Origin of the sequence: uncultured Agrococcus sp., assembly GCF_945915485.1 — a bacterium.
In the GTDB taxonomy this organism is placed as follows: Bacteria; Actinomycetota; Actinomycetes; order Actinomycetales; family Microbacteriaceae; genus Agrococcus.
The window spans coordinates 40,489-62,980 of sequence record NZ_CAMEFJ010000007.1 but is presented as its reverse complement, the minus strand read 5'-3'; the positions used below and the strand labels follow the sequence as shown (position 1 = coordinate 62,980).

The 22,492-nt window shown below is 62.2% G+C and carries 22 protein-coding genes; 11 read left to right on the top strand and 11 right to left on the bottom strand.

The window, feature by feature from the left end:
• Positions 1-295 precede the first annotated feature (295 nt).
• On the bottom strand, positions 296-802 hold the full coding sequence (locus Q0O95_RS02705; RefSeq protein WP_293695042.1) for a hypothetical protein: 507 nt from the start codon (positions 800-802) through the stop codon (positions 296-298).
• 550 nt (positions 803-1,352) lie between these two features.
• Here Q0O95_RS02705 and Q0O95_RS02700 point away from each other — a divergent pair.
• Positions 1,353-1,604 (top strand): hypothetical protein, encoded by a 252-nt coding sequence (locus Q0O95_RS02700; RefSeq protein ID WP_293695040.1) that lies wholly within the window; start codon positions 1,353-1,355, stop codon positions 1,602-1,604.
• 10 nt (positions 1,605-1,614) lie between these two features.
• On the opposite strand, the gene Q0O95_RS02695 is transcribed toward Q0O95_RS02700, so the two are convergent.
• Positions 1,615-1,917 carry a helix-turn-helix transcriptional regulator gene (locus tag Q0O95_RS02695; RefSeq protein WP_293695039.1) on the bottom strand — a complete coding sequence of 101 codons (303 nt, stop codon included), beginning with the start codon at positions 1,915-1,917 and terminating at the stop codon, positions 1,615-1,617.
• A 149-nt stretch (positions 1,918-2,066) separates the two neighbouring features.
• Here Q0O95_RS02695 and Q0O95_RS02690 point away from each other — a divergent pair, with 149 nt between their 5' ends.
• Together Q0O95_RS02690 and Q0O95_RS02685 are read left to right on the top strand one after the other, a co-directional pair.
• The gene (locus Q0O95_RS02690) at positions 2,067-3,914 is read left to right on the top strand and encodes a site-specific DNA-methyltransferase (protein WP_293695037.1); all 1,848 of its coding nucleotides are present in this window, start codon (positions 2,067-2,069) and stop codon (positions 3,912-3,914) included.
• The gene (locus Q0O95_RS02685) at positions 3,911-6,478 is read left to right on the top strand and encodes a DEAD/DEAH box helicase family protein (protein WP_293695035.1); all 2,568 of its coding nucleotides are present in this window, start codon (positions 3,911-3,913) and stop codon (positions 6,476-6,478) included. Before Q0O95_RS02690 ends, Q0O95_RS02685 begins: the two co-directional genes overlap by 4 nt.
• A gap of 57 nt (positions 6,479-6,535) precedes the next feature.
• On the opposite strand, the gene Q0O95_RS02680 is transcribed toward Q0O95_RS02685, so the two are convergent.
• The gene (locus tag Q0O95_RS02680; protein WP_293695033.1) at positions 6,536-7,657 is read right to left on the bottom strand and encodes a helix-turn-helix domain-containing protein; all 1,122 of its coding nucleotides are present in this window, start codon (positions 7,655-7,657) and stop codon (positions 6,536-6,538) included.
• 116 nt (positions 7,658-7,773) lie between these two features.
• Between Q0O95_RS02680 and Q0O95_RS02675 the strand changes: the two genes are divergently transcribed.
• The gene (locus Q0O95_RS02675; protein ID WP_293695031.1) at positions 7,774-9,414 is read left to right on the top strand and encodes an amidohydrolase; all 1,641 of its coding nucleotides are present in this window, start codon (positions 7,774-7,776) and stop codon (positions 9,412-9,414) included.
• Positions 9,411-10,172: an SDR family oxidoreductase gene (locus Q0O95_RS02670; RefSeq protein WP_293695030.1), complete on the top strand. Its 762-nt coding sequence runs from the start codon at positions 9,411-9,413 to the stop codon at positions 10,170-10,172. Before Q0O95_RS02675 ends, Q0O95_RS02670 begins: the two co-directional genes overlap by 4 nt.
• A gap of 577 nt (positions 10,173-10,749) precedes the next feature.
• Here the strand turns inward: Q0O95_RS02670 and Q0O95_RS02665 are convergent.
• From Q0O95_RS02665 to trxA, 5 genes are all read right to left on the bottom strand, one after another.
• Entirely contained in the window at positions 10,750-12,084 is a 1,335-nt protein-coding gene (locus tag Q0O95_RS02665) for an MFS transporter (RefSeq protein ID WP_293695028.1), read from the bottom strand.
• Positions 12,085-12,276: 192 nt separating this feature from the next.
• The gene (locus tag Q0O95_RS02660) at positions 12,277-13,425 is read right to left on the bottom strand and encodes a PQQ-binding-like beta-propeller repeat protein (protein ID WP_293695027.1); all 1,149 of its coding nucleotides are present in this window, start codon (positions 13,423-13,425) and stop codon (positions 12,277-12,279) included.
• Positions 13,422-14,249: a cytochrome c biogenesis CcdA family protein gene (locus Q0O95_RS02655; protein ID WP_293695026.1), complete on the bottom strand. Its 828-nt coding sequence runs from the start codon at positions 14,247-14,249 to the stop codon at positions 13,422-13,424. The genes Q0O95_RS02660 and Q0O95_RS02655 overlap by 4 nt, the downstream gene beginning before the upstream one ends.
• A 4-nt stretch (positions 14,250-14,253) precedes the next feature.
• Positions 14,254-15,006, bottom strand: a complete 753-nt coding sequence (locus Q0O95_RS02650) for a thioredoxin domain-containing protein (RefSeq protein ID WP_293695025.1) — start codon at positions 15,004-15,006, stop codon at positions 14,254-14,256.
• Positions 15,003-15,380 carry a thioredoxin gene (trxA, locus tag Q0O95_RS02645; protein WP_293695050.1) on the bottom strand — a complete coding sequence of 126 codons (378 nt, stop codon included), beginning with the start codon at positions 15,378-15,380 and terminating at the stop codon, positions 15,003-15,005. Before trxA ends, Q0O95_RS02650 begins: the two co-directional genes overlap by 4 nt.
• Before the next feature lie 106 nt (positions 15,381-15,486).
• On the opposite strand from trxA, the gene Q0O95_RS02640 reads away from it, so the two are divergent.
• Genes Q0O95_RS02640 through Q0O95_RS02630 form a run of 3 tightly spaced genes read left to right on the top strand, consistent with a single transcriptional unit; the run spans position 15,487 to position 17,452 of the window.
• Positions 15,487-16,074 carry a hypothetical protein gene (locus Q0O95_RS02640; protein ID WP_293695023.1) on the top strand — a complete coding sequence of 196 codons (588 nt, stop codon included), beginning with the start codon at positions 15,487-15,489 and terminating at the stop codon, positions 16,072-16,074.
• Positions 16,071-16,463: a BlaI/MecI/CopY family transcriptional regulator gene (locus tag Q0O95_RS02635; protein WP_293695021.1), complete on the top strand. Its 393-nt coding sequence runs from the start codon at positions 16,071-16,073 to the stop codon at positions 16,461-16,463. Before Q0O95_RS02640 ends, Q0O95_RS02635 begins: the two co-directional genes overlap by 4 nt.
• A gap of 2 nt (positions 16,464-16,465) precedes the next feature.
• Positions 16,466-17,452: a M56 family metallopeptidase gene (locus Q0O95_RS02630; RefSeq protein WP_293695019.1), complete on the top strand. Its 987-nt coding sequence runs from the start codon at positions 16,466-16,468 to the stop codon at positions 17,450-17,452.
• Between the two features lie 21 nt (positions 17,453-17,473).
• Here Q0O95_RS02630 and Q0O95_RS02625 read toward each other — a convergent pair whose 3' ends face one another.
• Both Q0O95_RS02625 and Q0O95_RS02620 read right to left on the bottom strand, forming a co-directional pair.
• Positions 17,474-18,142, bottom strand: coding sequence for a GPP34 family phosphoprotein (locus tag Q0O95_RS02625; RefSeq protein WP_293695017.1), 669 nt, complete (start codon positions 18,140-18,142; stop codon positions 17,474-17,476).
• A 130-nt stretch (positions 18,143-18,272) separates the two neighbouring features.
• Positions 18,273-19,499, bottom strand: a complete 1,227-nt coding sequence (locus Q0O95_RS02620; RefSeq protein ID WP_293695015.1) for an amidohydrolase family protein — start codon at positions 19,497-19,499, stop codon at positions 18,273-18,275.
• 51 nt (positions 19,500-19,550) lie between these two features.
• On the opposite strand from Q0O95_RS02620, the gene Q0O95_RS02615 reads away from it, so the two are divergent.
• Genes Q0O95_RS02615 through Q0O95_RS02605 form a run of 3 tightly spaced genes read left to right on the top strand, consistent with a single transcriptional unit; the run spans position 19,551 to position 22,044 of the window.
• Positions 19,551-20,249, top strand: coding sequence for a GntR family transcriptional regulator (locus Q0O95_RS02615; protein ID WP_293695013.1), 699 nt, complete (start codon positions 19,551-19,553; stop codon positions 20,247-20,249).
• Positions 20,240-21,289 carry a tartrate dehydrogenase gene (locus Q0O95_RS02610; RefSeq protein WP_293695048.1) on the top strand — a complete coding sequence of 350 codons (1,050 nt, stop codon included), beginning with the start codon at positions 20,240-20,242 and terminating at the stop codon, positions 21,287-21,289. Before Q0O95_RS02615 ends, Q0O95_RS02610 begins: the two co-directional genes overlap by 10 nt.
• A 23-nt stretch (positions 21,290-21,312) precedes the next feature.
• Positions 21,313-22,044 carry an HAD-IA family hydrolase gene (locus Q0O95_RS02605; protein WP_293695011.1) on the top strand — a complete coding sequence of 244 codons (732 nt, stop codon included), beginning with the start codon at positions 21,313-21,315 and terminating at the stop codon, positions 22,042-22,044.
• On the opposite strand, the gene Q0O95_RS02600 is transcribed toward Q0O95_RS02605, so the two are convergent.
• Positions 22,041-22,469, bottom strand: a complete 429-nt coding sequence (locus Q0O95_RS02600) for a hypothetical protein (RefSeq protein ID WP_293695009.1) — start codon at positions 22,467-22,469, stop codon at positions 22,041-22,043. The two genes, Q0O95_RS02605 and Q0O95_RS02600, sit on opposite strands and share 4 nt — an antisense overlap.
• Between the last annotated feature and the right edge of the window lie 23 nt (positions 22,470-22,492).

The window sequence follows — 22,492 nt, the reverse complement described above, 5'->3', positions numbered from 1 at the left end:
CCCAATGTATGGAAATGCCCCAATGTATGGAAAACAGCCCGACATTCAGGAACACAAGCCGATATCCCCGACACTCGGCGCAACCGCGCCCGCCCGCGCAACCCATTCCACCTCGACCCTGCCGGATGAGTCCTGACGAACCGATCTCGCCGAACGCGCCCGCCGGCGTGTCCGGCTCCCGTGTGCCCGCCCCGTGCCCAACGTATGGAAATGCCCCAATGTATGGAAAACAGCCCGACATTCAGGAACACGAGCCGATATCCCCGACACTCGGCACCGAGGTGCACTCCGACGGTTAGGCAAGCGCAGCCGCGGGCAAGCTGGGAGCACCAGCGAGCAACAGTTTCCTGATGACCGCGATCGTCTCGTCGAGCTTGTGCACGACGTCCGCGTAGCCGAACCTGTGCCACCGGAGCCCCGCCTGCACGATCTGCGTGTTCCGAATGCGGTCCTTCTTCGCTTGCGCACCTACGTCGTGAAACTCCGAACCGTCGATTTCGATGCACAGCCAACCGTTGATGACGATGTCGATGCGACCGCTGCGGAAGGGCACCTGTACCTCGACATCCCAGCCTTGATCCTCACAAGCCAGCCGCAGAATCGTCTCCAGGCCCGACTCCGCACGTCCGTTGACTCGACGCAGCCACGGTCGACACCGTTTCGGCAAGCGCTCTGCCAGTTGCCCAAGTTCGTCTCGCGACAGGAGCCCTAAGAACAGGGCGCTGTCGATCGCGGCCACAGCGGAGTTCCGGGATGCCTTCTTGCAGTACTGCAGGAGCGCATCCAGCAGCGAACCCGCCACGGCCGGCCCGCATCCACCGTAAAGGAGCACTCGAAACGCTGATCGGCCCCTGGAAGCGTCCTGTACGCGGCGCCGGGTCGGAGTGCAATCCAGGTTTCCCCGCCGGTTTCGACCCATACGCCGTAACTCTCGAGGGCCGTAGCTCCCCCGACGCGCCCGTGCGCAGCCAGAGCAGTAGTGACCCTTCGGGACGTGTCGGGCAGGGCGACCCAGCTCCTGGTGACGCGAACGAGTTCGCCCGCATCGACAGCGAGTTTCAAGGATCGCTTGCTGTGCCCGATATTCCGCAGCGACGTTCGCGTCGCGGCACCGCCGAAGGTCCGAATGTCGTTGATGAGTGACTCCACACCGGCATTGTGCTGCTCCGAGTCGCAGGCCGGGTCGTGCGCAAAGCACCCTGTGGAGAATTAGTGCCTGTGGAGCGCGATCCGGGCTCCCCGATGCGACATGTGAAACCACGCCTAACAGTGATGTGTTGTCCACAGCCAGAACTTTTGCGTCAGAGGCTCAACCTACGTTCGCGCGCATGGACGGGATTCAGGCTTATCGGGTGCCTTTCAAGCTGGAGGAGTCATCGGGCGTGCTCCTGTTAACGAACACGTCTGACGAAGCACTACCTTGGGTGCGCGTCGATTGTGCCCCGGGCGGACTCTGCTCCTCTATTGCGCCCGGCGCCATGGGGCCCGGTGAGTCAGCGACTGTCTACGCGGGCAAGGCCAAGCATTCTCCAACGGCCGCGCTCATGGTGACCTGGTTGCGCCACGGCGGCGATGGCCCTTACATCTGGCGGGCGGTGGTCTAGAAGTGCCCGGCTAGTTGCGTTGCCTGGAACGCGCCTCGGTCAAGTCACGTGCGGTGAATTTGCGAGTACGCCCTGGATACATGTCGGCGTGCATGCCTTGCAGAAGCTCTCCGGGGTCAACATTGAGCGCCGTTGCGATTCTGACAACGGTCTCAACGCTCGGGCTGACTTCGCCTCGCTCTATCTTCGCGACATTCGTCCACGCAAGTTCAGCGAGATGTCCGAGGTCTTCGAGGGTGCAGCTGCGTGCCCTCCTCATCTCACGGATGCGCGAGCCGAGATACATCGCGGCCTCAGAGTGTTGTGCAGGCATGCACTCAGCACATCGGCATCACACCTACGGCACCAGAATGTAAGTGCGCTAGTTCTTTTCATGCTGTGTCTTTGTGGTAACTTTTGCGGAGTTGAAACTACCGGTTACGGGGATGATTCATCGTTTGAGTCAAGGAGGCTGCGCAGCGCATGGGCTCAAAGCAGCGCCTTCAACTCACGTGGTACAACAAGGACAAAGCCCTGATCCCCACGGAGTCGGGGAAGTACGGCTATACGTGGGTAGATCCCACGGACCCGCGCTACTGCGAGACGCGGCCCATCAAGACTTTCGAGTTTCTTTCAGCCGACCAGTCCTCCAAACGAGCCGACGCCGTGTACTCCCCTCGCGCCGACGTCGAACCCACCACTGACAATCTCCTCATTCACGGCGAATCAGGCGACGTCCTGGAGGCTTTGACACGTGTGCCCGAGTTAGCGGAGCAGTACCTCGGCAAAGTCAGGCTCATCTACATCGACCCTCCCTTCAACACCGCACAAACCTTCGCTAACTACGAAGACAATCTCGAGCACTCTGTCTGGCTCACGATGATGCGCGACCGACTGCTGCACATGAAGCGTTTGCTGAGTGAAGACGGATCGATCTGGGTGCATCTTGATGACGTTGAGAATCACCGAATGCGGATGCTTCTAGATGAAGTTTTCGGGTCGGGTAACTTTGTTGCCCAACTCTCTTGGGAGAAGGTCGCGGGACGCGACAATCGCGCAATCTTCTCGAACACCTGTGACTTTATCCTCGTGTATGCGCGCAATAAATCCCCCTGGCGCTCCCGGCGCAATCTGCTGCCTCGGCCCGAGACTGACTCTCTCTACACCAACCCAGATGGCGACCCACGCGGTCCATGGACATCGAGCGACTTTTCCGCACAGTTCAACCCTGCCGAAAATCCAAGGCACAGCCAGATCTACGAGCTCGAGACTCCTTCCGGCAAGTTGCTGCCCCCGCCGCCGGGGCGCTGCTGGCTCTATACACAGGATCGTTACCATGAACTCCTCGCGGACAACCGAGTGTGGTTCGGAACAGACGGCACGAACAGCCCCAGATTGAAGCGCTTCCTCATTGAAGTTCAAGACGGCCTTGTGCCGAAGACCCTGTGGGACAGGCACGGGGTAGGAACCAACGACACAGCGAAGAAGGAGCTGCAGGCGCTGTTCCCTGACAAAAATCCCTTCTCCACGCCTAAGCCGGAACGACTTCTCGAACGCATCATCCACATCGCTTCCAACCCGGGCGACATTGTGCTTGATGTGTTTGCCGGAAGCGGGACAAGTGCTGCCGTCGCGCACAAAATGGGACGCCGTTGGGTAAGTTGCGAACTTGTAGAGGACACATTTCAGCGATACACGAAGGCTCGTCTGACGAAAGTCATCAACGATGAAGATTCAGGCGGCATCTCACGTTCCGCCGGAGTTCGAGTTGCTGCCGAAGGTATTCAGCTGCCTGAAGGTCTCAGCCCGGACGAAGCTCAGCAGTTAACCTCTCTCCTCAACAAAGCGGTCAGAAACGAATCTGGGCTGAAGAATAGCCCCGATATGAAGTCCTTGAAGCGGCTGGTCAAAACGAAGAAGGCGCCGGATGTTCTGAACTGGCGAGGTGGCGGAAGCTTCTTCGCTGCACGTCTCGCACCGGCATGCTTCGACTTCGACCCGGAATTGCAACGTGTTCTTTTGACGGACGCGGCAACAGGAGAGACTCTGGTCGAATCCGTTGCGGCCAACCTGGGCTATCGACTCCTTCTCGACGACTTCGTGTTCGATGGGCAACGTGGACGCTCACTCCTCAAAGTCATCGAAGGAGTTCTCGACACCTCGACTGTCGATGCGTTGCTCACAGAGCTCCGCGAAGACGAGAAATTGGTCATCGCTGCGACAGGAGTACTCGACGGAGTGCGCGAGCAAGTGCGTCGCAAGGGCAGGGGTTCGAGAGTCGTGCATATCCCTGATGATTTGTTCCGCTATGAAGGGGGCGCGTCCACGTGAGCAAACTGAACCTCGCATTCGATCAGAACGACATCGATGCAATCGCGGCCGACTTCGACCTGCGGCAGCCGAACAAGGAGGCGCTGCGACAATTGATCTTCGCCCTCACAAGCGATGACTTCGACGCTTCCATCACACAGGTCATGAATCTGGCGACCGGAGTGGGCAAGACCTACCTCATGGCTGCGTTCATCGAATATCTTCGTCGACACGAGGTCGGGAACGTATTGATCGTCACCCCGTCACTCACGGTGCAGCAGAAAACTGTTCAGAACTTCACACCGGGCAGCAGTCGGTATATAGCGGGAGCCACGGTCGCCCCCGACATAACGACGCCGCAAGATTACAGCGCGTGGCAATCCATGCAAAGCGGCCCTTCGAGCCTGCTACATGGCAACGCTCAGTCCGTTATGGCGTTCATCTTCAACATTCACCAACTCATTGCCCCAAAGAGCTTGGATGGCGCAACACAGGGCTCTACCGCAAAGGCGGGGCAGCTCCGAACCAGAAAGTTCGATGAGTCCGCAGGAGCACTGTTCGAGTATCTGCAGTCCAGGAACGACCTAGTGGTGATCGCCGACGAATCACATCTATACGGGCCTTCAGCCAAAGCTTTTTCGGCGGCCCTGAAGGAACTAGAACCGGCGGCCACAATCGGCCTAACCGCATCCGCGTCAGAAGGCGATCACATCGTTTACCGTTATCCGCTGTTTCAGGCGATTAGAGATCGTTACGTCAAGGCACCGGTTCTTGCATTCCGCAAAGGCGGCTACCGCGACGGCAACGACTCTGAAGAGCAACAGCTTCGAGATGCGCTCGCGCTTCGTAGCATCAAACAATCAGCCTACGAAGCATTCGCAACGGCCAACGACAGGCCTCATCTCAACGCTGTGCTCTTTGTCGTGTGCGCGGATGTTGCGCACGCGACCCAAGTGGCAAATCTGTTACGGTCTCCGGGTTTCCTGAATGACGACAAAGCAGTCTTGCAAGTCGACAATGAACACGACGACGAGCAAACCCGCCACGCGCTCGAGCATCTCGACAGCTCCGACGCTCGAACACTCGCTGTCGTCAGCGTCAACAAACTCAAAGAGGGTTGGGACGTCAAGAACATCGCGGTGATTGCAACGCTGCGCGCCATGGCATCGGAGGTGTTGACGCAGCAGACAATGGGACGTGGGTTGCGTCTGCCCTTCGGCGAGTACACCGATATTCTCCAGATCGATCAGCTCGACATCATTTCACACCGTTCGTTTGACGAACTCCTCACAGCTGAGAATGTTCTCGCGCACTTCGGCATAGAGGAGAGCACCCCTGAAGCTCAAGAAGCCGCGCGAGCGGCGATCCAGCGAGCTTCTCGGTCACACACGGGCGAGCAGACGGAGTTCGCGAACGGCCGCACGGCTGTTACAGACTACTCCGCCGATGCGCTTTCAGACGAGGAACAAGTCACCATTTCTTCGAGTGACGGGAGCACGCACCTTCATCCAGGAACGGCAGACGAGAAGCCGACACTGAGCGTGAACGTACTTGACGACGCCAACCTCAATAATGAGTTGGACGACTTTGTGCCGCTCTGGGTTCCGCGTAATCCGAGATACAAGGACACAACGTTCGCCTTTCCTGTCACGACCATGAAACGAGACAATCGGGAGTTCAGTTTGGGCGCTGTTTCACAGCCAGAAATTGAGCGAGCAGCGAAGCGCGTCACAACATCTGGCGACGTGGTCATTAGAAAGGAGATCCTTGCATCCCTGGATGCGATCAGCGTGGCAGACACTGAAATCGCAGAGATCGCCAGCATGCCGATCGAGAGCGAACGGGCTGAAGCAGCACTGCTCAAGCTAATTATGGGTTTCCAGTTCGTACCTGCTACAGGCGAGAACAAGACGCTAGCGAAGAACCACGTCCTGAGGAAGTTCCTAGCCGAAGCACCTGTTGACCACTGGACCACGAAAGCGCTTGCGTCCGCAGAGCAAGAGCTATCGACACTCATCCACACAACCTTTCGTGATCTGCTGTCATCGGCGAAAGACACATTCCAGATTCACCCCCGACAGCTTCCGAAGCGCGGTGGTTACCACTTACCGCCCGGAGCTCGTGTCCACGAACCGATCTCGAGCCAGCGAAAATTCGTCAAGCGCCGCCACTATCGCGGCTGGTTCAAATCGCTTTTCGAAGTTGAAACGTTCGATTCGTGGTCAGCGGAATACGAACTCGCGACCCTCTTGAACACATCGCCAAACATCGAATGGTGGATGCGCTTGCATCCCAGCGACGGTGCCTTCATCCAGTACAACCTCAGGAGCAAGTACTATCCCGATTTCGTCGCCCGCGATGAAAAGGGGCACTACTGGATAATCGAAGGGAAGGATGAGAAAGGGCGCGATGACGACTTGGTTCAGGCCAAGCGCGAAGCCGCGGAGCAGATCGTCGTAGAACTAATGACTGTGGAGGATTACGCAGGGCAGACCTGGGGCTACATGATCGCCTTCGAAGACGACGTGAAGCTTGCAGATTCCTGGAATCATCTTAAGGATCTCAGCCGCCCCGTAACCACGTAGTAGGTGGGGTGCAGTACGAGCCGCTGCCAGAGTCGCCCCTGGCTGCTCACCCTGCGCTCATTCGAGACCCCACGCCAACGCCAGAACCGCGGCATCACGAGGAACATACGGGTCGAACCCCGTAAGCTCACGGATCCTCCTGAGCCTGGTCACCACCGTGTTTCTGTGGCAGAACTGCTCAGCGGCAGTGCCTCCGACTGAGCCGCACGAGTAATAGGCCTTGAACGTCTGCAGCAACCGGTCGCGCTCCACCTCGCGCGTCTGGCGGAAGTCGTCGCCGATCAGCAGTTCTGCCCCTCCCATCCGCGCAATCGTGCCGGCGTGCAGCTCGCGCATCAGGAGTTCGTCGAGGAAGACCTCTTGATCCGTCGGTCTCAACAGGCCCGTCAGGCGCAGCATGGCCCTCGCGATGCGGGGAACGGAATGCAGCGGCATGGGATGGCGTGCCAGCACGCCCTTCTCGATAGCGTCCGGGAGGCCGGGCGCGGATGCGCTGCTGCAGGAGAGCAGGATCATCGCGTTCTGCCAAGGAACTGTGTGCGACCAGCCGCTCTCCGATTCGATTTCGCGTGATCGTGGCGCGAGCGCCAGCGCAAGCCAGTGCTCCGACGCGCGGGCATCCCCTAGTGCATCGGCTGCCGCCTCCGTTGCGTCCCGGTCGGGGTCCTCCTGCGAGAGGAAGGCCATGAGCGTCCTGTCGGTCGCGTACTGGGTGTCTTTCGCGATACGGGCCGTCTCCTCCGAGTGAGCGAGCTGCACTCTCGAAACGTGTCGTTCGACGAGCGCGAGCAGTTGATCCACCTTCGCAACGAGCAGCTTCGGGCGCTCGTCCTCGAGCTCATCGCGCAGCGCGTGCCAGAGCACGGTGAAGTTCGTTCTCACGCCATCCAGAAGCGATTCGATTTCGATGCCCTGTCTCGCCCGCCTGGCGCCGATGCGCTCCGGGTAGGTGCGCAGCCAGTCGGTGAGCGGGGCGCCGCTGAGCAATCGCAGGAACATCTCCATGCTGTCATCGACGACCTCGACGACATCACCGACGGGCACCCTGTCGGGGCCGTAGTGCACCTCGGTAGGGAAACCGTCGATGAAGGATTCTCGCAGCTCGATCCGACGCTCGCGCAGCCGTTCGATGACGCCGGCCCACACGTCGCCGTCGGAAGCGGTCTCATTTTGTGCCATTTCAGCATTTTGCCGCATTTCGTCCCGGATCCCGTGCGCTGGCGTCATTGTTTCCGTGCATTTCCATAACGGAGAATGGAAGCTACGAAGGTGTCCGCCGACTTTGAAGGAGCATCGTGGACGTTGATCTGATCTTGCGCGGAGGTCGAATCCTGACAATGGGCTCAGCGGGCGTCACCGATGCGATAGCGGTGCACCAGGGCCGGATCCTCGCCCTGGGACGCGACGCGGAGTCACTCACCGCTCGCGTAGATCGCAACCTCGAGGGCCGTACCGTGACGCCGGGGTTCATCGACGCGCACGCGCACTCGGTGTGGTTCGGGTTGACTCTCGTCGAACTCGATGTCGCTCCCGCGCGATCCATCGACGAACTCTACGATCTCGTGGCAGAGCGAGCGGCCGAGACCGCCGAGGACGAGTGGGTGGTCGGCGCCGGTTTCAACCAGATGTACACGGGGAACGAGTACCCCGACCCCGCGCGACTCAACGAAGCTGCCGGCGGCCGTCCGGTATGGATCAAACACACCTCCGGTCACGCCTGCGTTATCGACCGCCGCGCAATCGAGATCACTCGCGTGCACGATCATCTGGAGCAGGGCATCGACGGTGGCCGCATCGTCGTCGACGAACACGGCGAGCCGACAGGGCTGCTCGAGGAGCAGGCGATGCGTCTCGTGCAGGACATCATGCTCCCGTATCCGCTCGACCGCATCGAACAGGCACTCGAAGCAGCAACGCGCCACTACCTCACGGAGGGGCTCACGAGCGTCACCGACGCCGGCATCGCGGGCGGGTGGATCGCGCACAGCCCGCAAGAGTTCGCCGCCTACCAGAACGCACTGCGCAACGGCCGCCTGCACACGCGACAGCAGGTCATGCCCGAATCATCGACGATCACCGAATACGGTGAGCCGGGAGCAGAAGGGCATTACAGCGGTTTCAGCGCAGGCATCCGTTCAGGGCTCGGCGACGACCGACTGCAGCTCGGCCCCGCGAAGTTCTTCCTGGACGGCTCGATTCTCGGAGCGACCGCTCGCATGAGCCAGGAGTATCACCACTGCCCGGGCAGCCACGGCTACTACCAGGGTGATCGTGGGGAAATCCGTGACCGGGCGCTCGCGGCAGGAAGGTCGGGTTGGACGCTCGCCATGCACGCTGTCGGCGACGAGGCGGTCGACCTCGCGATCGAGATCGCGGGAACACTGAGGAAAGAGGGCATCGAGCCGCCCATCCGTCACAGGATCGAGCACGGCGGCGTCGTACGCCAGGAGCAAATGGCACGCCTCGCCGAGGTCGACCTGACGATCGTCGGCCAGCCCTACTTCGTCTCGGTCTACGGCGACGGGATGCGGCGCTTCATCGGCGACGAGCGCGCGGATAGCTCGTTCCCGGCGAAGTCACTGCTGGATGCAGGGCTCACCCTCGCAATTTCTTCCGACCGACCCGTTGCTCAGGGAGCACCCCTGCGCGTCATGCAATCCGCCGTCGAGCGTCTGACCGCGTCCGGCCACGTCTACGGTGGCCACGAGCGACTCACCCCGCAGGAGGCATTGGCCGCCTACACGACCGGCCCCGCTCGACTCACGGGCTGGGAAGGCGTCAAGGGCGTGCTGCAGCCCGGTGCATTGGCCGACCTCACGATCCTGGGCGCGGACCCGACGGAAGTACCCGCTGCGGAAATCTCGAGCATCCCGGTCGAGGCCACCGTCATCGGCGGTGAGGCGAAGCACGACCCGAACGGTATCGTCTCGGCATGAGCGCACAGACAACTCGACCCGTCGTCATCGTCACGGGCGGCACGGGCGGCATCGGCACGGCCATCGCGGCAGCGCTGCTCGCGGCAGGCAACGCGGTTGTTCTGACCGGCCGCAGTACCGAGCAGGGCGCCGCGGTCGTCGAGCAACTCGGCGAATACGCAGCATTCGTGGCTGCCGACCACTCCCTGGGCGAGACACCGGGTGCCGTCATGGATGCGGTGGCTGGGTTGGGCGAGCGCTTCGGTGAGCTCCACGGCCTCGTCAACAATGTCGGCAGGCGGCACAATGACGTCATCGGGGAGCACACCGCCGAGCGACTCGCGGAGACGCTCGCGTTGAACGTGACCTCCGCGATTCTGATGACCCAGGCCGTGGTTCCTGCGATGCCGGCAGGAGGCTCGATCGTGAACGTTTCGTCGCGGCTGGCGGTTGCCGGGATGCCCGGTGTCAGCGGGTACGCTGCTTCGAAGGCCGCGCTCAACGGTTTCACTGTCGCGTCGTCGATCGAGTTGGCGCCGAAACGTATCCGCGTCAACGCGGTCGCCCCCGGCATGACGAAAACGCCATTGATCGAAGCGTGGCTCGCTGAACAACCGGATCCCGCCGCTGCGGAGGCCGATCAGGCCGGCAAGGTACCGCTCGGCAAGCTCTGCTCCCCCGAGGATGTCGGTGCCGCGGTCGCGTTTCTCGTCTCTCCCGCCGCGGCGTACCTCACGGGAACGATCCTGCCCGTGGACGGCGGCTACACGGCCGCCTGAGCCCCCGCATCCCGCCGAACCGGCCATCCAGCTTCGGACAATCCCCGCCCCGTTGCGGCTTCGTGTCCCGAATCGCTGGCTTGTTCCGAAACTCTGGTCGTTTGCCAGCGTTTCGGGCCCAAGACACGATTTCCCAGCAGTTGGGCGCGCCGCCTCGAAGAAGTTCATGCGCCCCGGCGCTTGCCCATCCACGTGCGGCGCGTCAACTTCTCGGTCGCCTGGCGATGGGAAGGCTGCCTCACGGCGTGTCGTCGCCCAGCGACCGAGAAGTTGATTTCGGCATGCGGGGGTGAACGCCATCCGGGTGCGGGTGACGGCGACAAACGACCCGTCATCCACCGCGCGCTTCAACAATCTTTTGCTGTGTCCCATGTCGCGCAGAGCAGTTCGTGTCGCAGCACCACCGAGCCCGCGAATGTCATCGAGAAGCGTTTTCACGTTGGCGGTGTGCGCGAAATCGGCAATCGCCTCGCAGAAGAGCCAGGGAGGTCGTGGACAAACGGTCAGTGTTGAACGTGGATTCGACGACAAGAGCGACGGTCGAACTCTCGCCCGACCGCCGCTCGAATCACGGTCGCTAGACGATCTCGTCGAGCTTCTTCGTCGTCTTCACCAGTACACCGGAGATCAGTGCTCCCGCGAGTGAGATCGCGCTGATGAGGAAGAGGAAGCCACCGATGGGCAGCCAGCTGGAATCGAAAGCGATGAGCAGCGAGGTTGCGATCATGGGCACGAAGCCACCGATCATGCCCGCGATGTTGAAACCGAGGGCAACGCCCGAGTATCGGATGTCGGCGGTGAACAGTCGGGGCAGGATCACGCCGGTCACCGCATAGGTAACGGCCATCGGCTGCACCATGAGAATGACCGCGAAGACCGCAAGCCACTCGATGCCCGTTGAGAGCATGTAGAAGCCGGGGAACGACACGACCAGTGAGATTATGCATCCCCACACGGCAAGTTTCACCGGGTTGACCGAGTCGGAGAAGTATCCCGTAACGAGTACCGTCACTATCTGCAGAATCGCTGCTGACATGGTCGCGGTGAGCATCACGTTCGAGGGCAGCCCGACCGTGTTCGTGCCGTACGAGATGGCGAAGGTCGTGACGAGGAAGAAACCGCCGATCGTGACCAGGGCGAGAGCCGCTGCAGTCATCATGCGGCCAGGAGAATGCTTGAGCACCTCCAGGGCAGGAACCTTCTTCACCTGGTCCTTCGCCGCGACCTTCTTGAACTCGGGCGACTCGTCGACGAGCGTGCGCACCCACAGCGCTACACCGAGAAGCGGGAACGCAAGCAGGAACGGGATGCGCCATCCCCACGCATCGAACGTTTCGGCGGGCATGAACGCGAGGAGGAGGAAGGCACCGGAACTCGTGATGTTGCCGATCGGCGACCCGAGTTGCGGGAGGCTGGCGTACAGCCCCTTCTTACCGGGTGGCGCGTGCTCGGTTGCCAGCGTGACGGCACCTGCCCACTCACCACCGAACGAGAGCCCCTGCAGGAACCGCAGTACGACGAGCGCGATGGGCGCCCATATGCCGATCGCAGCGAACGTCGGCACGATACCGATGAGACCGGTGGAGATGCCGATCACGACCAGCGTGATGATCAGCGTGTTGCGACGACCGATCGTGTCGCCCAGATGCCCGAAGAACACGGCGCCGAGCGGACGGGCGATAAACCCGACCGCGAAAGTCGCGAAGGCCGCAAGAGACGACACGAGCGGATCTTCGCTTGCGAAGTACTGCTGGTTGAACACGAGCGCAGCAGCGGTGCCGTAGATGAAGAAGTCGTAATGCTCGAGTGCGGTGCCGACAACGACGGCGGTGCGCACCATTTGCGGTTTCTTCTTGGCGTTCTCGGTTTGGGCGACGTCGACCATGGTGCTCCAATCAGGTGCATGGTTCACGTGCTGCACCACCGTCGACTAGCAAGCGTTTCGCTCACTGAGCCGCATCCGGCAGCTTCGTCCGTGAAGTGTGAGGATCGGCTCCATCTTCACGGCATATTCAGCCCGGCGCTACTGAACCTCGCAAAGTGGCGACGCTTCTCCACCGAAATCTGTGCACTTGCACAGTTCGTGACGTGATCGATATGCACCTCAAGGCGAGCCGATGCCACGCGGCGCCGTAGCCAGAAGGTACGCTCCCCCGTCAAGCAGTAGCGCGGCACCGCTGTCGGTGACAGCGACGGGGTACACGATGCGACCATCACCTTCCGGGTAGGCTTGCGCATGCGCTCCCGTAATCACGTTGTGCACTCGAAGCGAGCCACCTTCGAGCAGGTACAGGAAGACGTCGCCAAGGCCTGCAATTTCGACGTCTTCTCCCACTGTCATCTGCCAGAGTTCATTGCCATCGGCATCTACCGCGGTGAGACCGGAGCCTCCGTGCATCACCAAAGTGCCGGACGCAATGTCGAACGCTGCATCCCGCAGGCCCTCGCCCTTGATCTCGCCCGTTGCGAGCTCAATGAGCGACGCACCTCCGGATGCTGTGGCCACGAGGGCGTACCGGCCATCCAGTCGCGCGTGCTCGTACGTACCGGGCACACTCGGAACCCAGCGTTCTGCGCCTTCGCTACGCCACAACTCCTCCCCATTCGCATCGGTCGCAATCAACTCGCGGTCTTCGGCGACAAGCAACGTGCCGCTGTATTCGCCTACCACGGTTGCCCGCCCGGTTTCCTCGTCGTACGCCGTTTCTCCGGTTGTGGGATCCAACGCGAGCCTCGGGCCGCTCTCTCCCATCACGCTCTTCGGCGCGTACGCGAACACCGCTCCTGGGCCGCGGTACGGACCGGGCACGTCCACTGGCCCCCAAACGCGCTCACCCGTATGCAGGTCGTAGGCACTTGCCGTGGTCTGCGCCACGGCAGTGGAAGAGGACGTGAGATCCGTGAGAATGGCGAGACTCCGCCCCTCGGCATCGACGGTGAGAGTAAATCCAGAACAGCTGAGCGGACGCTCGGCCGTCCAGAGCACCTCACCGAACTCGTCGACGGCGGTGAATTCCAGCGCCGCTTCACCCGGAGTTGCGGCCAAGTACACGCCATCGGCGTGGAGGGGCTCGAGACTCCACCCGGGTGTTACGAATTCTCGATCCTCATAGGGTGTTGGCAGGAGTAGCGCGCTCGTATCCGTCTGCGACAGAGGCGAAGCAACCGAGACGGGCTCCGCAGTCGAGACGTCGTCGCTCGTGCATCCCACGAGCATAAGACACAGTGCGGCACCAGCAATGGCTCGTCTCACTGGCGCCGCCGCCTCACGACATACCAGGCAGCGACAGCAAGCGAGGCGAGTGCCAATATCACAACGGCATCTACAACAGGATTAGCCAGCATGGAAGCGCCGTTCTGCAGCCACACCTGCACATCCGACGGAACAAGCTGAGGCACAGCGATGAAACCGTTCGTGAGCCAGAACACTACGCCGACGACGATCAGGAGGAGGCCGGTGATAACCGAAGTCGTGTGCCACTCTCGGCCGAGAGCACGAAAAGTTCGGCCCCGAAGCATACGGCGGCCCCTGGCGCCCAAGCGGTTCCATCCGATTGCGATCGCCACGAGCGGGACAACCATTCCCGCTCCGTAGACGGTCATGACCAATGCGCCCGTAAAAGCGTTGCCGCTCGTCGCGGCAAACGTGAGCACGGCACCGAGGATGGGCCCGACGCAGAACCCGGCCACGCCGCCCGAGGCTCCGAGCAGCAGCGTTTTCACCAAACCCTTGCTCGCGGATGCGCGCTCCTGCATCGAGGCGCCTCCCGGGAGCGCCTTCGACGGATCGAACCCGAGCCCGAACAGCTGAAGTGTTCCGAGCCCGACGAGAATGACTGCGGTGCCGACGATGAGCCAGCCTCTGAACTGCGTGAACAAGGCTCCTACGGCCCCGACGCCGAGACCCAGCGGCACGAGTATCAACAACGTACCGACGAAGAACACGCCTCCGTGCAGGATAAGCCGGGACCCCTTGCCTATCGACGCCGCAAAGAACGCGGGCAGGAGCAGCGCCGCACAAGGACTCAGCAGCGCGAGCGCGCCTCCGATGAATGCACTGAACAGACCGATTTCCATTGAGCTAAGCAGCCTGGAGGGCCTGCTCCACCGCGTCGACGAACACATCGGTGGGCTGCGCGCCGAGCACCGGCTCGCCGCCGATGATGAATGCGGGGGTTGAATACACGCCGAGGCTCGCGGCGAAGGCCCCGTGTTCGTCTACAACGTCCCGTGCCGTTTCCGATTCCAGATCGCTCGCGAATTGCTGCTCGTCAAGGCCGAGTTCACCGGCAAGCGCGATAAGTGCCTCAAAGCTCAGATCTGACTCTTGTCGCGTTTCTCCGTTCGGAAACAGTGCGTGCTGGTACTCCATTAGTGCGTCTTGCTGCGCGGCCGCGAATATCGCCTGCACCGCATACTCCGATTCGTCACCGAATATGGCGAGGTCACGGAATTCTATACGCAGCTTCCCTTCGTCGACGTACTGCATCATCGTCGGCAGTGTGTCCTGATGCCACCGTGCGCAATACGGGCATTGGAAGTCGGAGAAGACGACCATAGCAACGTCCGCGTCCACGGGGCCCACTGCGAATATGTCGGCTTCTGAACGCGTCTCGAAGACCGTCAAATCGGATTCGGGTTGCTGCACCTCGGTCGGACCCGGCTGATCGGGGGCATGTTCCTCCGGCTGCGCACTGTCTGTTCCGTCCCCGCTCAGCACGAACGAAGCCACGATCAGCGTTGCCGCGAGCACACCTATTACGGAAGGCAGCAACCAGCCGGGAAGACGCGTGCTCCTCCGCGTACGGGAGGCCCTGGCATTCTGTCTCGTCATACTCCTGAACTCTCCGCACTCTGCGATTCCATCTGCTTCCGGACCTCGTTCATGTCGAGCTGCCGGACCGCGTCGATGAGCTGTTCGAGCCCGGTCTCAGGGAGCGCCCCCGGCTGAGAGAAGACGCCGATACCGTCGCGGAAAGCCATGAGGGTAGGGATCGAAGTGATCCCGAAGCCGGCAGCGAGTTCTTGCTGGGCTTCCGTGTCGATCTTGCCGAACACAATATCCGTGTGCGATTCGGCAGCTCGCTCGAACACGGGAGCGAAAGCGCGGCACGGTCCGCACCACGCCGCCCAGAAGTCGAGCAGGACGATGCCTCCTGCGTTGATTGTCGTTTCGAGATTCTCGTTGGTGACTTCGATCGTCTGCATTCTGGTCACGCGCGGTGGGACGCGCTCCCCCTCTCGGCTGGCCTTGCGCTTCGATTGACTATGCTGGATAGTTAACTATGCAACATAGTACACAATGGAGAGGCCGATGAACCCGCGACGCATCCTTCGACGAACCGGCTCGAACCTGCTGCTTTCAGCGCGTGCACTTCGCGCGTGGGGGCCGCGGCAATTCGGGATCACCGCCGCCGTAGCCCTGGGATTCGCCCTGCTCGTCGGTATCGCTACCGTACTGATCCCGAATCCGCTGTTCGCACGAGACATCGAGACGGTCTGGTGGAACTATCCCGTGTGGGTTCTCACTTCCGTCGGCGCCGGGCTATTAACAGCAACCTACGTACGCCCCCGTGACAGTGGTCCAGCGAAGAGCGAAGAAGGTCGAGCAGCCGCGGATGCGGAGAGCCCCGTTGCCCGACGCAGTGCGCGCATGGGAATCGCGGGAGGTCTTCTCACCTGGTTCGCGGTCGGCTGCCCCGTCTGCAACAAAATCGCCCTGCTCGCGCTGGGATACTCGGGAGCGATCACCTGGTTCGCTCCCGTGCAACCCTGGCTGGCTGCAGCAGCTCTGCTCCTGACCTACGTCGCACTCGCGTGGCGCCTCAAAGGGCAGGTGGCCTGTTCCGTCCCCGCTCAGAGTCGTAAAGCGCGAGCTTCAGCGATAGAGTCCACATCATGACAGCCGTAGTGAGGCACTCGCATGACGAAACGGAGAGCAAACCAGTTCGCCTCGGCGCTCTCGAGTTGCAGGTCATGGATCTCCTCTGGAGCGGTGAACCCATGACGGTGCGGGAAATCATCAACCGCCTCCCCGGAGAACCGGCCTACACGACCATCGCTACTGTCCTGGGCAATCTGCGCAAGAAGGAACTCGTGTGCACAGGAAAAGACGGCCACTCCACCCTGTACGGCGCTTGTGTGAGCCGCGAGGAGCACGCCGCACGTGCGATGAGACAAGCACTCGATGCCAGCGGCAACCGAAAGACCTCAATGCTGCACTTCGTGGAAGGCATGTCCGAGGCCGATCAGCAGTTGCTGCGAGGCTTCCTGCTCGACGAAGGCAAGTAACGATGTCTGCGGCCGGGCTGACACTGCTGCTCGCGAGCATCCTCTTCGTCGCCGCGACCTGGGGGCCAGGACTGCTGCGGCGCGCCGCGCCGGCACTAGCGACGATTCCCAGAACCGCCGTCTTCGCCCTGGCAGCCGGCGCTCTTGCGTGGATGACAACACTCTTCACCCTCGGGCCCGTCATCGCGTGGATCAGTACCGGCCCATCGTGGCTTCCGCAACCGGCTGCGGATGTCTGCGGCCAATGTTTGAGTGCGGCGACACCGTTCGGCGACAGCGCAGTGTCGCTCGGGATCCCGGCCATTCTTCCACTCGCTTTCCCAGCGCTGGGTGCGGCGGCCGTGCTCGTGGGTATGGCAATGGAGTTCGCACTAGTGCGAACATCTCGACTCAGTTCCGCTGCAGGGCTAGGGGAGCAGGCAGAACAGAAGATCCTGTTCGGTCATTCCGTACGGGTCGTGCCCGACGAAATCCCTTACGCGTACGCGCTCCCACGCCGCCGAGGAGGCGTTGTCGTATCCAGCGGCGCGTGCGATCGCCTGAGTCGTGACGAGCTACGAGCGGTACTGGGGCATGAGCGGGCGCACGTGCAACAGCATCACCACCTTGTTCTCACGCTGCTGTTCGGCGCAACCCGATTCTTCACCTGGGTTCCGCTGATCGCCGCGATCCGCGATGCCATCCCGCTCTACCTCGAGATCGCCGCCGATCAGGAGGCGAAACGCGACGCGGGATCTCCGGCACTCGCCGGAGCGCTGCTCAAGCTGGGCAGCCCATCCCCCACTCTGCGCTCGAACTCCGCCGTGCTTCACGCGTCGGTCGCGGGATCCGGTTCCGAACGTGTTCGCCAGCTCGTCGGGCGTCCACCGCCGAGGAACAGCACGCTCCTCGCGACCGGCGTCGCCGCTTACGCGCTGAGCCTCGCCGCCGCGATTGCCGGCATCCACTGGCCGTATCTCGCGGCGTTGCTGGCTGGATGCATATCGTGAACTCGGACACGCCCCTGAGGGTCAGTGCATAGGGGTGATGACGACCGAGGTCATGATGGCGGCCATCGTCTGAATCGCCTCCCGAACCGCGTCGGTCACGGTGTCGTCGTCGAGTTCCCGCTGCCGAATCTCATCGAGCCGTTTATTCAGCTTGAACGGACCGAACCCTTCGGTCTCCCGCTTGAGAATCGTCCTGACCGCAGACATCTCCTGCAGGATGGCGAGAATGATGACGTCCTGCGCGGTAGGCGATCTCGTGTCGGCGAGCACTTCCGCGAGCGTGGAGCGCAACCGCCGTTCGGGCTCCGGATCGCACATCGGGTACTGTTCAGAACTGAAGAACAGGAACTTCTTCGTTTCGACGGTAATGATGCCCTGATCCGCGAGCACCATCGCTATCGTCTCCTCGGGGTCGAACCAGCCCGACTGCACGAGATTGGACGCGCGATCCGGCTCGTTCTCACCCAGGGCCTGCACGCCGTAGCGGAGCACGGGATGCTCGGCTTCCGTGGCGCCCGTGAGGAGAGTCACGTGCGGGTCTTTCTCGTGCGCGAATTCGACGAGGTTCGCCACGACGAGATCGGCGAGGAGGCCACCGCGCAGGGCTTCCTTGCGATAAGAGATCCAGGGCTCGTGCTTCCCCGCATCCGTGGTCAGTAACAGGAACAGCGCTTCACTGGTGAGCATCATCGCACCTCCTCCTCTATTTTCTCACGAAGTATGCGAAACGCGACTCTTCCCGCCCCGTAAGGAGCAAGACGCTTGCCGGACACACTTCTTTGCCCCCTTTGCGCTGTGGAGGGGAGAGCGGAGGGAGAGATCAGATCAGCACTTCCCCGGCGCGGGCCACCACGGAACCACCCGCCACGACGAGCTCTCGTCGGGGCGCCCTCACGATCGCGTCGGGCACGCTCTCGGCGTCGAGTAGCACGATGTCGGCGGGTGCCTCCACTTGGATGTCGTGCAGGTTCCTGTGCACGAACGATTTCGCTGCAGAGGTCGCAAGGTGAGCAACGGCAACGAATTCCTCGTCGTAACGCACACGGTGCTGCTTCGCGAAGTCCAGCGCGACACGTAGCAGATCACCGTCTCCGTAGGGTGACCAGAGGTCACGAATGCCGTCCGTGCCGAGACCCAAGCGCATTCCGCGCTCCAGCATCCCCTTCCACGGCAGCGGCCGCTTGCCGACGGGAGCGACGGTGCTCCAGGAGATATCGAGTTCGGCCAGCCGATCGAGCAGTGACTCCTGCCGGGAGATTGGCAGATCGCCGAGGCCGAAGCCGTGCGCGATGTTCACCTTGCCGTGCAGCCCCGAGCGTTCCGTACGCTCGATGATCAGTTCGTATTCGAATGCCCCGAGATCACCGCCACTGTGCAAGTGGAGATCGATACCGCACCCGTGCTGCTCCGCGATCGCGAAGAGCCCGTCGAGCTGCGCGACGGGGTCACGATCGATTTCGCTGGGGTCGAGACCGCCGATGCTGTCGGCACCTTCACGGGCCGCTCGATCAAGCAGCGAGAGCACTCCCTCTCGCCTGACGACACCGTCTTGCGGGAAAGCGACGATTTCGACACTGACAGCATTGCCGAGTCGGGATGCCGCCTCCCGCACCGCTGCGATGCCCTCGAGCCCGACACCGAGATCCACGTCGACGTGCGACCGTGTCGCGGTTGTGCCGTGGCGCAGGAACTCCCGCAGAACACGTTCTGTCGCGTCCGCACCGGGAATGCCGTACTTGCTCCGTTCAGCCCGTTCGTGTGCGATTCGCCCCTGCGTCGTCGGCTCCCCTCCATAGGAGACCCAGGTCTGCCCCCACCAGCTCTTGTCGACGTGCGAGTGAGCGTTGATGAATCCGGGCAGCGCGAGAAAACCTTTACCATCCACAATGTCGCCTGCTGAGGAAGCGCCGACGGGCGAAATCTCGGCAATGAGACCGTTCTCGAGAGAAATGTCAACGGATTCTCCGCCCCAGGGGCGTACGTTTGTCAGTATGGTTCGCATAGTGATCACGCTACGGGATGCGAGGCGCATCACGTTCGTTGACACATCGCCTCCACGCTGATTAACTGTTATACAGTTATACAAATGGAGGTCACGGTGACCACAAACACCGATCAACCACCGTCGGCATTCAGTGGCGGAGCAATGGCGCCCGTCAGCATTGCCGACGCAGCGGAGCGGCACATCCGCGCGCTCCTGTTCTCCGGCAAACTCGTTGCCGGCCAAGAACTCCGCGATACCGTCATCGCGGCTGAACTCGGCATCGCGCGCCCGACAGCGCGAACGGCAGTGCAACGTCTCGTATCGGAAGGGCTGCTGGTGCGCGAACCCGGACACAGCGCCCGCGTGCGCACGGTCACCGCGGAGGACATCGAGGATCTGCACAGTATTCGAGGCTTCATCGAGTCGGAGGCCGTGCGCCGCATCATGACCGACGGGCGCGAAATCGGTGCCGTCCAGGAGGCGCTGCAGCACTTCAGGGAGGCCGGCGAGACGTGGGAGGCCGGCCCTGACGCCGACGTCGCCTTCCACAGGGCGGTCGTCGACGCTGCCGGTTCGCCGCGGCTCTCTCGTATGTTCGCCGCGATTGCGGCTGAGATGCGACTCATGGTCGCACTGCTGCGCGGCCGCTACACGTCACTGTCGGAGCTGCTGGAGGAGCACACGTCGCTGCTCGGAGCGCTCGAGTCCGGCGATCTCAAATTCGCACTCGAAGTCTGGAGCGAGCACATCGAAGATGCCCGCGCATTCCTTATGGACGCCATCGAATCAGGATCGGAAGGGGCATCCGCGTGACCCAGCAGTACACGATCGACGTCATTGCAGGCGACGGCATCGGCAAGGAGGTCACGCCCGCAGCGATCCGTTGCGTCGACGCGCTGGCCCATCGGCACGGTTTCACCGTCGAATGGCGGCACCGATACTGGGGTTCCGACCACTTCCTCGAGCACGGCACGATGATGCCCTCGGACGGACTCGAGCAACTCGCCACGGGGGATGCGATCTACCTTGGCGCGGTCGGACATCCCGACATCGACGACACGGAGACCCTGTGGGGTCTGCTGATCCCGATCAGACGCGAGTTCCAGCAATACGTGAATCTCCGCCCGGCGCGTACGCTACCCGGTTTGGCAGCGCATGCCACCGCCACCGACTTCGACATGCTCATCGTGCGGGAGAACACGGAGGGCGAATACTCCGAGATCGGCGGACGCTTCGGCCGAGGAACACCCGCCGAAGCTGCCGTGCAGGAGGCCGTCTTCACGCGCCACGGCATCGAGCGGATCACTCGCTACGCCTGCGCACTCGCCGCGGATCGCGGTCGAAAACTGGTGTCGGCCACGAAGTCGAACGGCATCATCCACACGATGCCGTTCTGGGATGAAGTCGTCGCGGAAGTTGCGGCCGAGGAGGGCATCGAGGTCGATAAAGTCCTCATCGACGCTCTTGCGGCGCGCTTCGTCCTCGCGCCCGACTCGATAGACGTGTGCGTCGCCTCGAATCTCTTCGGCGACATCCTTTCCGATCTCGCTGCCGCCGTGGCAGGCTCCATCGGCGTCGCGCCCAGCGCGAACTTGAACCCCGAACGCGAATTCCCCTCGCTGTTCGAGCCGGTGCACGGTTCTGCTCCGGATATAGCCGGGCGGGGCATCGCGAATCCTGTCGCCGCTATATGGGCCGCCGCCATGATGCTCGACCACCTCGGCCAACCCGATGCGGCTGCGCAGCTCGAAGCCGCATTCCGCGACTGCCTCGCGAACGGCATCGCGACGGGCGACCTCGGCGGCAGCGCATCCACCGACGAGTTCACGGCCGCCGTCATCGAACGACTCTAGACCGGATTCCGAAAGGCACCGCAATGACTTTGGATCTGACCGCATACGACGCGCTGAGTTTCGACTGCTACGGCACGCTGATCGATTGGGAGGCCGGGATCGCAGCGGTCATCGGCCCGTGGGCGAGGCGCCACGACGCATCGCTGACTGACGAGGACGTTCTCGTTGCCTATTCCGAAAACGAGGCAACCGTGCTTCGGGAAGACCCGGGCATCCTCTACCCCGACGCCCTGCGCGCAGCGTTCCGTCGCACGGGAGTGACGCTCGGGTTCCCCGTCACGGATGCGGAAGCCGACGCACTCGGAACGTCCGTGCCCGACTGGCCTGCCTTCGACGACTCCGTCGAAGCTCTCAATATTCTGCAGCGGCACTACAAGCTCATCATTCTTTCGAATGTCAACCGTGACGGATTCGCGGCGTCGAACAGGCACCTGGAAGTCGAGTTCGATGAGGTCATCACGGCACAGGATGTGGGTTCCTACAAGCCGAACCCCGCGAACTTCGAAGCGCTCAATGCGCGAGTCGCAGAGCTTGGATTGACAGGGCGGCTGCTCCACGTGGCGCAGTCGCTCTTCCACGATCATGTCCCTGCACAACAGTTCGGGCTGCCGGGGGCGTGGATCAACCGTCGACACGACCGTCCGGGGTGGGGCGCAACCCCCGACCCTCGCGCTTCTGTCGAAGTCGATGCCGAGTATCCGACGCTGATCGCGTTCGCACGGGATGTCGAGAAGGCGTTCTCGGGGCGCGCTTAGTCGACACTGCCCGCATCGTGAGCTCCGCTGCTCAGCATCCACCGCAGGGCATCGGGCAACAGCACGCCTCCGTGGTTCGGGCTGTGCCCGCCGCTGCCGACGACAAGACGCAGGTCGTGGCCCGCTTCGTCCAGCGCCGCCGCTACGCGCAGGTTCTCCGCGAACCAGTTGTCGGCCGGCTGACCCCAGTTCAGATCCCTCTGCGCGGTTTGCATGAACACCCGCACGTCGTTAGCGGGGTGACGGGAGATCAGCTCGGGGAACGGATTGCCACCCGGGTCGACGAATATTCCCACCGTTGGAGGTATCAGGTTTCCGGCCACGAGGTTATCCAGGACGATCCCTGCGCGGACGGGGCCCTCCGGGTCCAGGTAGAGGCGCCCGTCCTGGAATACGACAGTCTCGATCGAGTCTGCGGATCGCACTCCAGCCGGGATATGCAGCCAAA

Coding starts and splice junctions, on each gene's coding strand:
- Q0O95_RS02695 (WP_293695039.1), bottom strand. CDS start 1,917: ATGCCTGCACAACACTCTGAGGCCGCGATGTATCTCGGCTCGCGCATC.
- Q0O95_RS02690 (WP_293695037.1), top strand. CDS start 2,067: ATGGGCTCAAAGCAGCGCCTTCAACTCACGTGGTACAACAAGGACAAA.
- Q0O95_RS02680 (WP_293695033.1), bottom strand. CDS start 7,657: ATGGCACAAAATGAGACCGCTTCCGACGGCGACGTGTGGGCCGGCGTC.
- Q0O95_RS02670 (WP_293695030.1), top strand. CDS start 9,411: ATGAGCGCACAGACAACTCGACCCGTCGTCATCGTCACGGGCGGCACG.
- Q0O95_RS02655 (WP_293695026.1), bottom strand. CDS start 14,249: ATGGAAATCGGTCTGTTCAGTGCATTCATCGGAGGCGCGCTCGCGCTG.
- Q0O95_RS02650 (WP_293695025.1), bottom strand. CDS start 15,006: ATGACGAGACAGAATGCCAGGGCCTCCCGTACGCGGAGGAGCACGCGT.
- trxA (WP_293695050.1), bottom strand. CDS start 15,380: ATGCAGACGATCGAAGTCACCAACGAGAATCTCGAAACGACAATCAAC.
- Q0O95_RS02640 (WP_293695023.1), top strand. CDS start 15,487: ATGAACCCGCGACGCATCCTTCGACGAACCGGCTCGAACCTGCTGCTT.
- Q0O95_RS02635 (WP_293695021.1), top strand. CDS start 16,071: ATGACAGCCGTAGTGAGGCACTCGCATGACGAAACGGAGAGCAAACCA.
- Q0O95_RS02630 (WP_293695019.1), top strand. CDS start 16,466: ATGTCTGCGGCCGGGCTGACACTGCTGCTCGCGAGCATCCTCTTCGTC.
- Q0O95_RS02625 (WP_293695017.1), bottom strand. CDS start 18,142: ATGATGCTCACCAGTGAAGCGCTGTTCCTGTTACTGACCACGGATGCG.
- Q0O95_RS02605 (WP_293695011.1), top strand. CDS start 21,313: ATGACTTTGGATCTGACCGCATACGACGCGCTGAGTTTCGACTGCTAC.